General features: G+C 40.3%; 22 protein-coding genes. 16 read left to right on the plus strand and 6 right to left on the minus strand.

What is annotated here, in order from left to right:
* Positions 1 to 60: 60 nt before the first annotated feature.
* The 3 genes from C228_RS13310 to C228_RS0104925 form a co-directional block, all read right to left on the minus strand.
* Positions 61 to 552, minus strand: coding sequence for a hypothetical protein (locus C228_RS13310; protein ID WP_018651571.1), 492 nt, complete (start codon positions 550 to 552; stop codon positions 61 to 63).
* A gap of 89 nt (positions 553 to 641) precedes the next feature.
* Positions 642 to 890: a hypothetical protein gene (locus tag C228_RS0104920; protein WP_155877779.1), complete on the minus strand. Its 249-nt coding sequence runs from the start codon at positions 888 to 890 to the stop codon at positions 642 to 644.
* A gap of 3 nt (positions 891 to 893) precedes the next feature.
* Complete coding sequence (locus C228_RS0104925) at positions 894 to 1,268, minus strand: helix-turn-helix domain-containing protein (RefSeq protein ID WP_018651573.1); 375 nt, start codon at positions 1,266 to 1,268, stop codon at positions 894 to 896.
* A 102-nt stretch (positions 1,269 to 1,370) separates the two neighbouring features.
* Here C228_RS0104925 and C228_RS0104930 point away from each other — a divergent pair, with 102 nt between their 5' ends.
* From C228_RS0104930 to C228_RS0105005, 16 genes are all read left to right on the plus strand, one after another.
* Positions 1,371 to 1,565 (plus strand): DNA-binding protein, encoded by a 195-nt coding sequence (locus tag C228_RS0104930; RefSeq protein WP_018651574.1) that lies wholly within the window; start codon positions 1,371 to 1,373, stop codon positions 1,563 to 1,565.
* 9 nt (positions 1,566 to 1,574) lie between these two features.
* Positions 1,575 to 1,760, plus strand: a complete 186-nt coding sequence (locus tag C228_RS0104935; RefSeq protein ID WP_018651575.1) for a hypothetical protein — start codon at positions 1,575 to 1,577, stop codon at positions 1,758 to 1,760.
* Between the two features lie 12 nt (positions 1,761 to 1,772).
* Positions 1,773 to 2,087 (plus strand): IclR family transcriptional regulator, encoded by a 315-nt coding sequence (locus C228_RS0104940; RefSeq protein ID WP_018651576.1) that lies wholly within the window; start codon positions 1,773 to 1,775, stop codon positions 2,085 to 2,087.
* 67 nt (positions 2,088 to 2,154) lie between these two features.
* Positions 2,155 to 3,045: a DUF3102 domain-containing protein gene (locus C228_RS13315; RefSeq protein ID WP_018651577.1), complete on the plus strand. Its 891-nt coding sequence runs from the start codon at positions 2,155 to 2,157 to the stop codon at positions 3,043 to 3,045.
* Between the two features lie 9 nt (positions 3,046 to 3,054).
* On the plus strand, positions 3,055 to 4,893 hold the full coding sequence (locus C228_RS0104950) for a DDE-type integrase/transposase/recombinase (RefSeq protein WP_018651578.1): 1,839 nt from the start codon (positions 3,055 to 3,057) through the stop codon (positions 4,891 to 4,893).
* Between the two features lie 26 nt (positions 4,894 to 4,919).
* A complete protein-coding gene (locus C228_RS0104955) occupies positions 4,920 to 6,098 on the plus strand; it encodes an ExeA family protein (RefSeq protein WP_018651579.1) in 1,179 nt (392 codons plus the stop codon).
* Positions 6,098 to 6,430: a hypothetical protein gene (locus C228_RS0104960; RefSeq protein WP_018651580.1), complete on the plus strand. Its 333-nt coding sequence runs from the start codon at positions 6,098 to 6,100 to the stop codon at positions 6,428 to 6,430. The genes C228_RS0104955 and C228_RS0104960 overlap by 1 nt, the downstream gene beginning before the upstream one ends.
* A 10-nt stretch (positions 6,431 to 6,440) precedes the next feature.
* Positions 6,441 to 7,061 (plus strand): DUF3164 family protein, encoded by a 621-nt coding sequence (locus C228_RS0104965; RefSeq protein WP_018651581.1) that lies wholly within the window; start codon positions 6,441 to 6,443, stop codon positions 7,059 to 7,061.
* 1 nt (position 7,062) lies between these two features.
* A complete protein-coding gene (locus tag C228_RS14450) occupies positions 7,063 to 7,233 on the plus strand; it encodes a hypothetical protein (protein ID WP_018651582.1) in 171 nt (56 codons plus the stop codon).
* A gap of 10 nt (positions 7,234 to 7,243) precedes the next feature.
* On the plus strand, positions 7,244 to 7,789 hold the full coding sequence (locus C228_RS0104975; RefSeq protein WP_018651583.1) for a hypothetical protein: 546 nt from the start codon (positions 7,244 to 7,246) through the stop codon (positions 7,787 to 7,789).
* Positions 7,790 to 7,798: 9 nt separating this feature from the next.
* Positions 7,799 to 8,140: a hypothetical protein gene (locus tag C228_RS13320; RefSeq protein ID WP_018651584.1), complete on the plus strand. Its 342-nt coding sequence runs from the start codon at positions 7,799 to 7,801 to the stop codon at positions 8,138 to 8,140.
* Positions 8,141 to 8,185: 45 nt separating this feature from the next.
* Positions 8,186 to 8,746 carry a DUF5420 family protein gene (locus C228_RS0104985; RefSeq protein ID WP_018651585.1) on the plus strand — a complete coding sequence of 187 codons (561 nt, stop codon included), beginning with the start codon at positions 8,186 to 8,188 and terminating at the stop codon, positions 8,744 to 8,746.
* Between the two features lie 3 nt (positions 8,747 to 8,749).
* On the plus strand, positions 8,750 to 9,046 hold the full coding sequence (locus C228_RS0104990) for a hypothetical protein (protein ID WP_018651586.1): 297 nt from the start codon (positions 8,750 to 8,752) through the stop codon (positions 9,044 to 9,046).
* Positions 9,047 to 9,048: 2 nt separating this feature from the next.
* A complete protein-coding gene (locus C228_RS0104995; protein WP_018651587.1) occupies positions 9,049 to 9,606 on the plus strand; it encodes a hypothetical protein in 558 nt (185 codons plus the stop codon).
* Positions 9,607 to 9,682: 76 nt separating this feature from the next.
* The gene (locus C228_RS0105000; RefSeq protein WP_018651588.1) at positions 9,683 to 10,153 is read left to right on the plus strand and encodes a gp16 family protein; all 471 of its coding nucleotides are present in this window, start codon (positions 9,683 to 9,685) and stop codon (positions 10,151 to 10,153) included.
* Positions 10,153 to 10,500 (plus strand): Mor transcription activator family protein, encoded by a 348-nt coding sequence (locus tag C228_RS0105005; RefSeq protein ID WP_018651589.1) that lies wholly within the window; start codon positions 10,153 to 10,155, stop codon positions 10,498 to 10,500. Before C228_RS0105000 ends, C228_RS0105005 begins: the two co-directional genes overlap by 1 nt.
* Positions 10,501 to 10,670: 170 nt before the next feature.
* On the opposite strand, the gene C228_RS13325 is transcribed toward C228_RS0105005, so the two are convergent.
* From C228_RS13325 to C228_RS0105020, 3 genes are read right to left on the minus strand one after another with little or no spacing between them, the layout of a single operon-like run.
* Positions 10,671 to 11,111: a glutathione S-transferase N-terminal domain-containing protein gene (locus C228_RS13325; protein ID WP_018651590.1), complete on the minus strand. Its 441-nt coding sequence runs from the start codon at positions 11,109 to 11,111 to the stop codon at positions 10,671 to 10,673.
* Positions 11,112 to 11,151: 40 nt separating this feature from the next.
* Positions 11,152 to 12,156 (minus strand): anthranilate phosphoribosyltransferase, encoded by a 1,005-nt coding sequence (gene trpD / locus C228_RS0105015; protein WP_018651591.1) that lies wholly within the window; start codon positions 12,154 to 12,156, stop codon positions 11,152 to 11,154.
* 55 nt (positions 12,157 to 12,211) lie between these two features.
* A complete protein-coding gene (locus C228_RS0105020; protein WP_018651592.1) occupies positions 12,212 to 12,799 on the minus strand; it encodes an aminodeoxychorismate/anthranilate synthase component II in 588 nt (195 codons plus the stop codon).
* Positions 12,800 to 12,807: the final 8 nt, after the last annotated feature.

The raw sequence follows: 12,807 nt of genomic DNA on the forward strand, positions 1-12,807 counted from the left end.
AATAATAATTTCTTCTAGATCTGTCATGGTTTTCTCCTTTTTAATAAATATAATTAATCATTAAATAGACCAATAGCTTGATTTAACCGGTTTATATAATATAACTGATGGACAATTGTTACATTTCATTGAGTGGTGTCCATTTGTGATCCCTGCAGGTTGAAGTATAGATTTCTTCTGCTGGCTGTAACAATTTGCACATAGATAATGAAATGCAGTTTCACTATTTTCATTAGTTATACCTTCGCTACTACGATATACAAAAGCTCCAGTAGGAAACTGAAATGGCACATATTGGCTTTTTTCTACTTCAAATTCGTGAGCTTTATTAATTTGCTCTTCAAGCTCTTTGTTCTCTATTTGTAATGCCCATAAATCTTTTTGTAGTGAGATAATAAGTTGTTGTAAATTAATTGCAATTTGGGTGAGCTCTACTGTTTTTACATTTGATTCTCCCAATTCTTTTAATTTGGTAATATCATCATTAAGTTTACCGACCGTATCAAAAGCGTTTTTTATTAATTTAGCTGTTTCAATAGTTTCCTTTAACATAGTATATTTTCTCCTTATTGACTTATTGCTTTGCGGTTCTAAGAGCTCACAATTATCATCAACACTTCGTTATTGCTTAATCAATATTTTTAATTACATTTTCCCATTCTTGCCGTATCAAACCCCATAGAATAGACGTCTTTTAATAGGTCGGTTAAATACTCGCATCTTTCAGCAAAAGGCATGTCGCGGATTTGCTGCATTTTTTCGCGACGGGTTTCGACAGGGAGCGTGGAAAAGGCAAGCGCTCGGGCGAAAATATCCAGCAGTAACGCCTCGGATGCCACATCAATTAACAATTGTTCTTGGTCGGTTAGGGGTTGCATGGTGTTCTCCATTGATTAGCCTACTTTACTATTTTTAAACAGCTCTTGCTGCGCCATTGCCCGAGCGGTGGTTTTAACTGCTACCTTGCCCTGATTATTCATGTTCCGGAAATCGTCTATTAGGCTTGCTTCTTCTGTTGTCAGGGTATCTGCCTCAGCATTTGGTAATTTAGAAACACCCTCAACAAACATATCTCCTTCCCCAGTCAGTAACCAATTTATATTTATGCCCATTTGTGCAAGCTTCATATAGCTTTCAGAGTTAGGCTCCCTTTCATTTCTTAAATAGTTATGCAGTGAACGATATGGTATGCCTGATTGTTCAGAAAATTTTGTTAAATTAAGGTTTAATTGTTCAATAATTGATCTAAGTCTTAAATTTATGCCCATTTGGTGAAATTTCTCCTTGACTTAAATTGCTCAATTGAGCAAAATAAGCATTATTGTAATTGATTAAATTTTTAATCCAATTTTAACACAGGAGGAACAAAAATGCAGAAACCTGCAAAAACCGCCGATGAAATAAAAGCGGAATTTCGTGCACGAGGTGAGACGTTTTCCCATTGGGCTAAATGCCATGGTTATAACGTTACACATGTATCACGCGTGCTTAACGGCACTATTAAAGCCAGTTACGGAAAAAGCCACGAAATTGCTGTAAAGCTTGGACTTAAAGTAGCTGCATAGGAGACAGTCATGAAAAGATTACTGATTAAATTCTGTACTTGGTATTTAGCGCGTGAATATAGACGACGCGAACGCAAAGACATTAAAAATCAGGCGATTTTGAATAAGTTTCGTGAACAAAATACACAACAAATCGCCGATAAACACAATATTCCAGTTAATCAAGTTAAAAGTTTACAAACCAAGATTAATTAATGAGGTGTGAATATGACTGAATTAAAAGGCACTAATAACAAAGCGACCCGTCGCGTATTAAATGTTATTTACGCCCTCAAAGGGCATTCTATTAATGGGTTAAGTAACAGCGAAATCGCCGAACGACTCAATGATACGCCGGTTAATATCACCCGTGCACTGGCAATTTTGGTTGATGAAGGCTTTGCGGAAAAACTACCAACAGGGCGATTTACGTTGAGTGTGCGTGTATTACAGGTAGCCGAGGCATATCGTCAAGAATGGGAAAAAATGCAGCAGCGTATGACCGAAATCGATCAACGTGTGCGAGCTGGCACATTTGCTTAAGAAACAAGCAAATGTTGCGACATCGCAACATTTGAATAAAAAACACAAAATTAAAAGGAATCAGAAAATGACCGAATTAACTGAAAATTCCACCGCACTTTCGACCGAGAATTATGTGCGCCACAGTATGGCAATAATGCAGAAATGGGGTAACGGCGAGGTATTTGATAAAAAGCTGTTTGTTGATCGTGGCAAACATTGTCAGCAAGCTATGACCGGACAAATGCTGGAATTCGGGCGGGTGTTAATTATTTTAAAAGAACATTTAGCCCATGGTGAATTTACGGAAACCGTTCAAACTGAATTTGGTATTACCCGCTCAACTGCCTCACGCTTTATGCAAGCAACCATTAAATTTTGTGGTGATGGCTTACAAGATACCACCCCGAAACTAGTGCAGTTAGGTAAATCCAAATTGCTCGAATTGATGGCTCAAGATGACGATGACTTAAAAGAACTTGCCGAAGGTGGCACCATTGCCAACTTAACTCTTGATGAAGTTGATCGCATGAGCGTACAGGAACTTCGCAAGGCATTACGCAATGCGAAAGCCGAAAAAGAAGCCATGGGCAAAGTGTTAGCTAATAAAGATAATAAAATTAATGAATTAGATATGGAATTGGCGAAAAAGAAAAAAGATATCGAAACCCGAAGCCCTGACCGCAAAGGTGGCGACTTACGCAAAGAAGTGTCGCAAATTGCCTACGGTGCGGAAGCTATTTTACGCGGACAGGTTCGCCCTGCTTTTGATGCCTTGCTTGAACATAGTGAAGAAAGCGGCATGGACCATACGCAATTTATGAGTGGTGTTGTGGCAGAAATTGAGCTGGCTTTGATTGAACTGAAAGATACCTATGGGCTAAATGATGTGCCATCGGCTTCGGTGGATTGGTCAGGGAAAGGCGATGAGAGTTTAGGCGATGCGTTAGATGCGATTATTGCACAGAAACAGGCTTGAGGATCACATATGGCGATTTTACCCGAAGTGTTGATGAGTATCGCCCTGGAAATCAAGTGCGCCAAAGCCAGCGGTGAAAAAATTGAGCCGATTTATCAGAAATGGGTGGAAACAACAAAATTAGCGCGCTCGACGTTAATTCGGCAATTAAAGCCTTATTTACCGCAGACTGGTCGCAAAGTGCGATCGGATAAAAACTCCACGCAGCTAACGCTTGCTGAGTTAAAAACGATTTCGGCGGCCTGGTTAGAAAATCGGCGTAATCAATATAAGAAAGAAATGTTGCCATTACAGGAGGTATTAAAAATGTTACGAGCGAATGGTGAGATTAAAGCGGAATTTGTGGATAAGACAACAGGTGAAGTGCGACCTTATTCGGAAAGTGCGGTCAATCGGGCGTTAGTGAATGCGAAATTGCACCCTGACCAATTATTAAAACCAACACCTGCTATTCAGATGCGTAGCCTGCACCCCAATCACGTTTGGCAAATCGACCCTTCTTTATGTGTATTGTATTACTTAAAACGTACACACGCAGAAAATGAAAATGGTTTGCAGGTAATGGAAGAAAAGCGGTTTTATAAAAATAAACCTGAGAATGTAGCAAAGATAGAAAGTGATCGTGTGTGGCGTTATGTGGTGACCGATCATACCAGTGGTACGATTTATGTGGAATATGTTTACGGCGGTGAAACCTCAGAAAACTTGTGTAATACCTTTATCAATGCCATGCAACGTAAACCACGCAATGACGAACCATTTTGCGGTGTGCCAAAGCTGGTAATGCTTGACCCTGGCTCGGCAAATAAGTCAGATATGATGAAACATTTGTGCTATCAGCTAGGGGTTAAGCTACAAATCAACGAGCCTGGCAATCCACGAGCGAAAGGCCAAGTAGAAAAGGCGAATGATATTGTTGAACGTCAATTTGAGAGCCGCTTACGGTTTAAATCGGTAGCCAATATTGATGAACTAAACGAACGTGCTCATGAATGGATGCGAGATTTCAACGCGAGTAAAATTCATTCACGACATAAGATGTCACGCTATAAAGCGTGGTTACATATTACTGCTGAACAGTTGGTACTTGCCCCACCACTTGCCTTATGCCGAGAGTTGATGGTGTCGAAATTGGTGGAACGTACAGTGGACGGTCAGTTGCAAGTGAAGTTTGAAGGGCTGACTTATGATGTGAGCCATGTACCAAACCTGAATGTGGGCGACAAACTACGGCTGGGCAAAAACCCATATCGTCCGAACTGCATACAGGTGGAATGCTTTGAACAGGTGTTTGATGAACATAACGAGATGAGCTTGAAACCTTACTGGTTTGTGGTTGAACCGATTGAAAAGGATAAATTTGGGTTGGATGTGAATGCGGCTGTGATTGGTGAAGCCTTTAAATCACACGCTAAAACTGAGCTTGAACGCAACCGTGAAACGGTGGAACGCTTGGCATACAGTGCAACGGATGATAACGGCGTGAAAGCAGCGAAGAAAGCCAGCAAACCGTTATTTGATGGTCGTATTGATCCATTTAAAACCATTGATGAACGTCCTGATGTGATGTTTATCCCGAAAAGAGGTCAAGAACACGAACTGACTATCAACGCCCGCCGCGTAGAGTTGCTGCCGATGTCGGTTGTGGAATTTGCCAAAAGTGGCAAAGCGCAATGGGGCGATTTATGGACGGCGGATTGTTATCAATGGGTAAGCGGCAGATATCCGCAAGGTGTGCCAAGTGAGGAAGCTGAACGTTTATTAAGTCTTGGATTTGATGATTTTAAAGCGGAGTTTGTGGCGCCGGAACCTACCACAAAATCACATTTACGGTTAATCGCCGCTTAAATGAATGAAGTTAAAGGAGCATAACAATGCTAAAGCTAAAACAGGTATTGGAAGAGAATAATATCTCTCAACGCAAGCTGGCAGGCTGGTTATCCGTATCGCCTGCAGTGATTGCCAATCTGGTTAATCACGGCTTATTGATTAAAACGGATACGGAGCAATTTAAATTCCGGCTTGAGGAAGTGCTGAAAAATCTGGGAATTTCGACCGCACTTTCCGAGCTGCTCAAACAAGTCTCCGCCACTGCGCCAACAGTGACGGAGGTGTCAACCACTAATGAAGAACCACCAACATTAATAGAGGACGATACTATGTTACTCGCAAAACAGGCTTTATTTCCAGCCACAAAACAACATTTTTCACTTTTTTCTAATCCGTTTACTGATGAAGTGCGGTCTGCCGATGAAGTTTTCAGTTCACCGGACGTGCGTTATGTGCGTGAAGCACTGTTTCAGACGGCTAAATTCGGCGGTTTTGTTGCGGTCGTCGGTGAATCCGGCGCCGGTAAATCGACACTGCGCCGTGATTTAATTGACCGTATTCACAGCGAGAACCTGCCGGTTATAGCGATTGAACCCTACATTATCGCGATGGAAGACAATGACCTTAAGGGCAAAACGCTGAAAGCTTCCCATATTGCCGAAGCAATTATTAATACCATTGCTCCACTAGAAAATGTAAAACGCTCGCCGGAAGCCCGTTTTCGCCAGTTGCATCGAGTGTTGAAGGACAGCGCACGGGCCGGCAATCAGCACATTTTGATTATCGAAGAAGCGCACAGCCTGCCAGTACCAACGCTGAAACACTTAAAACGCTTTTTTGAACTTGAAGACGGCTTTAAAAAACTGCTTTCTATTGTGTTAGTCGGTCAGCCTGAACTGAAATTAAAGTTATCCGAACGTAATTTTGAGGTGCGTGAGGTAGTGCAACGTTGTGAAGTGGTTGAGCTTGCCCCATTAGATAGTTGCTTGGAACCGTATGTGGAATGGCGCTTGAAAGCGGTTAACCGCAAGGTTAGCGATATTTTTGACCGTGATGCGCTGGAAGCGGTGCGTACTCGTCTAGTGATGATGAATAACCGTAATAAAACCCAGACCAGCCTGTTATATCCGCTTGCGGTCGGTAATCTGCTGACTGCCGCAATGAACTTAGCCGCTGAACTTGGCGCACCGTTAGTGACGGCAGATGTGGTTAAAGGAGTGTGATGATGAAAAATAATAATCAAAAACGCCAAGTGGCTTTAAATTTAGCCAATATGTCTCTGCTTGCACAATTAGATTCGGCACATAAGGCGGTAATGGCATGCGCCAGATATGGCTTAACCGTTATCGGGCTTCGTTTTAACGGCGCTATGCCGACCTTAGAAGTGCAATATAACCTAATTACGCAAAAATGGTTGGATAACCATAAAGCCATTATTTATATGCATAGCAATAATGCCAATAATCAGATGATATCTACGGCACAACGTCGGTTATGTGGTTGCCGGGTAATATTTTCTTTTCCGCGTTATCAACCAACACAATTCATACATTAAGGAGTAACAAATGAGCAAAGTAACGATTGACGGCAAAATCTACTGGCAGGATGCAAAAGGCAGCCTGACCGCCGATGAATTAGTCAAAGAAATTGATAAAGAGCGTGATGCTTTGGTACAAGAATGGATTGCGAAAGGTAAAGCATTACGTGGCGAGTTAGATAGATTTAAGACCGGTATTTTTAATGATATTCAGGCGTTTATTGAGCTATCTGCGGAAAAATACGATGCCAAACTGGGCGGGGCTAAGGGCAATGTGACGCTATTTTCTTACGATGGTAAGTATAAAATCCAGCGTGCCATTAATGACCACCTGCAATTTGACGAGCGTATTCAAGCCGCCAAAGTGCTAATTGACGAATGTTTAAATGAGTGGTCTGAAGGCTCTCGTCCTGAATTAAAAGCGTTGATTGAGCGTGCATTCAATGTAGATAAAGAAGGTAACTTAAACACTTCACGCATTCTTGGCTTACGCCGCGTGGAGATTACTGACCCGCGCTGGTTAAATGCGATGAAAGCCATTAGCGAAAGTGTGCAAATAGTCAACTCTAAAGCATATGTAAGGTTATATGAGCGTGTTGGCAATACCGACCAATATAAACCAATTTCGCTTGATATTGCGGGGGTATGAGATGACCAAAGGCGAAAAAGAAACGATTAAGTTACAGCTTAACGAAGCGATTGTCCAACTGCAACAAGCCCTGAAATATATACATCAAGAGCGATTTGTTGGTGCAAGTATCTTTGTTGGTAATGCACAGAATATCTTACCGGTAGCAAGAATGAAATTAGCGGGGAATTAAGGAGAATAAAATGAAAGTGACATTTAACCCACCAAGACCCACTTATCAAGATGAAGGTTTTGCCGAGCAAACCGTACATGATTTTATTAAACAATATTATCCGGATTCTTATCATGAAGATGCTTTAGTTGCAGAAGAATTTCAAGATGGTATCTATGAAGCATTAATTGAGGAGTTCTATTTATATGATGGCCCACAAGTTTTAATGAACATTTTAATCAGGGATTATGATTGGGAGTTTACTTCTGACGACTGGGATAAAATTCAGCATTTTAGCTTTTTTGTTAGAGATAGACTAAAAGAAAAAGAGCTGCAATGGGTTAAGGATAATGACATCAAACCACCTTTCCCGATAGGGGCAAATGTGCACCTGCCCGCGCATTATGACGAGGCTATCGGTATTATCAATCGAGTTTATGAATACGATCCAGCCAGATACTGTGTATTAACTGAAAAACAGATGGAATATAACAAAAAGATGGAGAGTCAAGGTAAATCGGAAAGACAAGGAGGCTATGTTTTAAAATTTGAAGATGTTGAATTGATTGAGAATTAAGGAGTAAGTATGGAATTTACAGGCAAGAAAGAATTTAAAGTAAGCAACGGTATTTTTGAAAGTATTCAGATTTCCGCAGTATTTGAAATTGATTTCGATTTTCCGAATGTGAAAGACAAAATCATCGAAATGTCAACGTTCTGGTCCGGGAGTCCTAATATAAACAGCTCAATTAAAGAACATCTTGAATTTATACTACCAATCGCAGCAAGCTCGTTATATCACGCAAGTCAAAATAGCTGGAGATTATCTGATGCTGAAAGCATGGATAAGTATCTGTGGAATGAAGAGGAAGGATTCGCTTATGGTCAATATGTCGGAATCAAATTAGTAGATTTTTTTCGCAGATGAGGTTAGTTCTGACATTTTTGAAGTTGAAGAAATTTAGGAGGAAATATGAGACCAGAATTTCGTTATTTTAAATGTTTGATTGACGTTGAACCAATTAAATCATTATATGCACAATGGCGTCATAAGCGTAAAAAGCGGAATGAAGAATTAAACGCCATCTTTGATACCATCCCGTTTTATGAATATTGGCATGGTGATGAAAACCGTATTTTTGGCATTATGTGTAATGCGGACAACTCGGAATTTGAGAAACTCAAAACGGACAATACTTACAAAGTTGAAAAGCTTAATAATGGCAAAGTTTGCATTACTGGGAACAAGCGAACTAAAGCTGGTAAAGCATTTAATGCTAAGATTCAGGAAATCAGAGGGATATTGCAAAAATACCCGAGCTTTAATGATTTTATGCTTAGAAATTTAAAACTGAATTGTTTGGTACTTGGGCAGCGTATGGCCTATTTATCTGCATGCGGCATAACAAGTAATCACTTTATTGCGTCTATACCGGTTAAATCCGAAGGTTATGGTGGTGATGAGTTTCCGTTAATTCCTGAATATTTAACTGAAATCAAACAGAGTGAATTTTTAATGTTACAGGGGAAATAAAATATGAGAGGAATATTATCTGAAGAGATTAAACAAAAATCCCAAGAGCTGTTGGGATACGAGCTCACACAAGATGAACTACGTTTAATGCCATATTTACAATATTGCGCAATAAATGACAAGAACATAGACCCAAGATCAGTTAACAACAAAGAACGCCGAATTTTGATGGATTGGCAAGATAAGGGCTACATCAAATCTCCTACATCCATGTTTGGGATTAGCAAGATGTTTTACGACGCAATAAGTGAGTTGCTATGGCTTGGATATATTGTAAGTGTTGAACGTGATAAGGAATAAAAATGAACATATTTATTACACACGGTAATCGCTTAATAGATTTTGCCAATCCGCAAAACAGCGATATTCACATTGACGATATTATTCACCATTTATCCATGATTCCACGCTTCGGTGGGAAATTAGATGTGCACTATTCAGTATTAGACCACAGTGTTTTCGCGGCGACGATTGCCAAAACTTTTATGAAAATGGAGGACGAGGCAGTATTTGCGGTGTTAATGCATGATGCGCAAGAAGCTTATTTGGGAGACGTTACCACTCCGTTAAAAAGTCTATTACCTGACTACAAAGCGATAGAGCATGCATTTGAGGTGGTTATTCGCACCAAATTTAAAATCAACATCAGCCCCGAAGCCGAAACAGCAGTGAAAACTGCAGATTTATTAGCTTTAAAAGCTGAAAAGCAAGTGTTTTTTGATACTTTGCCTACGCACGAGGAATACTGGAAGTTTTTGAATAAACTGCCACTTTTGCCGATTTCGGCACGAGATTATATCAATAGCAAAGAAAAGTTTAGAGAGGCTTTTAACTATTATAGTAAAGTGTTAAATCTGTAGTCATACCTAAAAATCCCAACATATTATCCAGCCTTCTCGTCAGAGAAGGCTTAGTCATATTACGGAGAAGACAAAAATGGAACAGGAAGCAAGAAGAAAACAGCTAATTCAGCTCATTCATATTGGCAAAAGCAAGTTACAAATGGATAAAGAAGTATATCGTATTTTCCTGATTAATATAGTGGACAAAGATAGCTGTACGCAGATGAATTTGGCTGAGTTAAATAAAGTGCTTGAAGCCATGAAAAAACGAGGTTTTCAAGTTACCAGCGGGCGTTTTAAATATGCAAACCACAAGCCTCCGCAAAGTTTTACCTCTGAAAGCAGTAATATCGTTAAAAAAATTCGGTCAAAATGGCTTGAAATGCATTATCAGGGTATAATTAAAAATAGCAGTGAAGCTTCATTAAATGCTTACATTGCAAAGATTGCAAAGAATAAAGACGGACAGCCGATTCCTTTTGTTACCCAGCTTGACAACGTCCAGGCTATAAGGGTTTTAGAGACACTGAAGAAATGGCAGCAACGTGAATTGGGAGGCATATAATGCGCACACAAATGGAACTGGCACGACATGAGCTCTTACGGGATATTGAAGACCAAGTGAGTGCGCTGTGTAAAAATTATAACTTAGATTCGGATATTTGCGAGCAGATTGCTGTAAACGTTGCTGATTTTCTGGCTGAACATTATGCCGGTATGGTGATTTCATTTCCGAAAGATTTTCATTATAAAATTGCTCAACGTGACCTAGATATCTACAATGAATTTACGGGTAATAATTGGTTCTTCTTGGTGAAAAAATATAATATGACCGAATCAGGTATTCGTAAGGTGATTAATCGGGTTCGTAAACGTGTTGCTAAACATCAGCAGCCCGATTTATTCGGTTAAAAAAACAGCTCCGCTGTTCTAAAAATGGAGCTGTCTTTATTATTTTATCTGCCGCCTTTCTTTTTCATATTTTGTAACACCTTTTCATTTTTCCTGTCCCAACAAGTGGGCTAAAGTTTCGTTAAGTCCCATTTATCTCACTTAGACTGTATTATTTATCTCACTATGGATCAAAATTGTTGTAAGCCCTGTGCAAAAATCGTGTTTAAGCGTTTGAGCTCATCTTCTAATTGTTGAGGAATTTCCGTAAGCGTAATTTTTTCAAGCGGTCGAAAATCACAAATATTTCGCAAATACTCAAAACCGGAATGCATCTCGGCACAAACAGAACGAGCCCATGCTCGAGCTTTTTTATCCTTTGGCCAAACTTGCGGATGATCTTCAGCAATATATTCGAAAATAGCTAAGCTGTCCCAAATTTGTAGCTCATTGTCATATAAAACAGGAATTTTTGCTGTTGCTGAAAAGGTGGAAAATTGTTGTCGTTGTTCATTTATATTTGCGAGGTAGCGGACAATCTTAGGTTCGAAAGGAATATCCAGTATTTTCAGTAGAATCCAAGGACGAAGTGACCAAGACGATTTAGGCGGATTGATATAAAGCTGATACATAAATTTTCCTATAAAAAAGCCCACAAATATGGGCGATATGTTACTGGTATTGAGTAAGTTTTTGCAAGGTCTGATAGGCTTTATCTGTTCTGAGCAAATCTTTGACACGTTGTACGTTGGTCTTTAAATCTCGTTCACCGAAAGTACGCATAAGCATAGCAGTATTTACGGCAACTGCATCAATATGTGCGGCTTCGCCTTTGCCTTGTAACAAAGCGGTAATTTTTTCGGCATTTTCTGCAGGCTCTCCACCTTTTAATGCCCCAATTGAATGGCGTTGAATACCGAAATTTTCTGGTGTCAGTTTGAAATAATGGATCTCGCCTTGTTCAATTTCAGCGACTAACGTTTCGCCGTGTACCGCCACCTCATCTAACCCGGAACCATGTACCACAATTGAATGTTTATGATTTAAGGTTCGTACCGTTTCCGCATAAATTTTTAATACTTCCGGCGAATAAACACCGAGTAATTGGCGTTTAGCGTGTGCTGGATTAACTAACGGCCCTAAAATATTAAATAGGGTACGGGTTTTAAGTGCTTGGCGTACCGGTACGGCGTGTTTAAAACCGGCGTGATAAATCGGTGCAAATAAGAAACAGAGATTGGTTTCATCTAACGCTTGACGTGCGGTTTGAGGTGAAATCGTGACATTAATTCCTAATGCGGAGAGCACATCACTGGCACCGGTTTTACTGGACACACTGCGACTGCCGTGTTTTGCGACTTTGTAACCTAAGGTTGCCGCCACAATCGCACTGGCGGTGGAAATATTAATCGTATTTTGTCCGTCACCGCCAGTTCCGACAATATCGGCAAAGGCGTAATCAGGTGTCGGAAATTCGGTTGCGTTTGCGAATGCCGCTTCAACTGCTCCGGCGATTTCCTCGATTGTCTCGCCTCGTACTTTTAAGGCAATTAATGCGCCGGCGAGTTGTTCGTTAGAAAGGTTACCTTGAATCACTTGTTCAAAAAAGTATTGTGATTCTGCTTTTGTGAGTGCTTGGTTCTCAAATAATTGGCTAAGAATGTTGTCGAGTTGCATAGTGTTATCCTGTTTTCGTATGCCGATAAGCGGTTATTTTTCTAAATTTTTTTGCTTAATGTTGTGTGGAAAGCAGCCATTCGACCGATTGTTTTAATAATTTGGTGCCTTCTACGGTCAGGATCGATTCTGGGTGAAATTGAAAGCCGCAAATCGGTAATTGTTTGTGGCGCACTGCCATCACGATATTATTAAAGCGAGCATTGATTTCTAATTCATCCGGCAGATTATCCCCCATCAATGAATGGTAGCGGGCAACCGGCATCAAGTTATTGATGCCGTGGAACATTGCTTGGTTATCGTGTTCAATTTTAGATACTTTGCCGTGTAAAACGGTACCGGTATGTACGATACGTCCGCCTAACGCTTCGATAATCGCTTGATGTCCCAAACAAATACCAATCATCGGTACAACGCCTTTGAGTCGTTTAATGATAGCTAACATATTGCCGGCTTCTGCCGGTGTGCCGGGGCCGGGCGACAGTGCTACGATACAATTTTCGGTGGTGTGCGCTTTTTTCAGAAAATCTTCTAACGGGTAATCATTACGGAAAATCGTCACTTGATGACCTAATTCACGAAATTGATCAACTAAGTTGTAGGTAAACGAATCAAAATTATCAACAAAAAGAATATGTGCCATAGCTTATT

The organism is Actinobacillus capsulatus DSM 19761 (assembly GCF_000374285.1).
GTDB lineage: Bacteria > Pseudomonadota > Gammaproteobacteria > Enterobacterales > Pasteurellaceae > Actinobacillus > Actinobacillus capsulatus.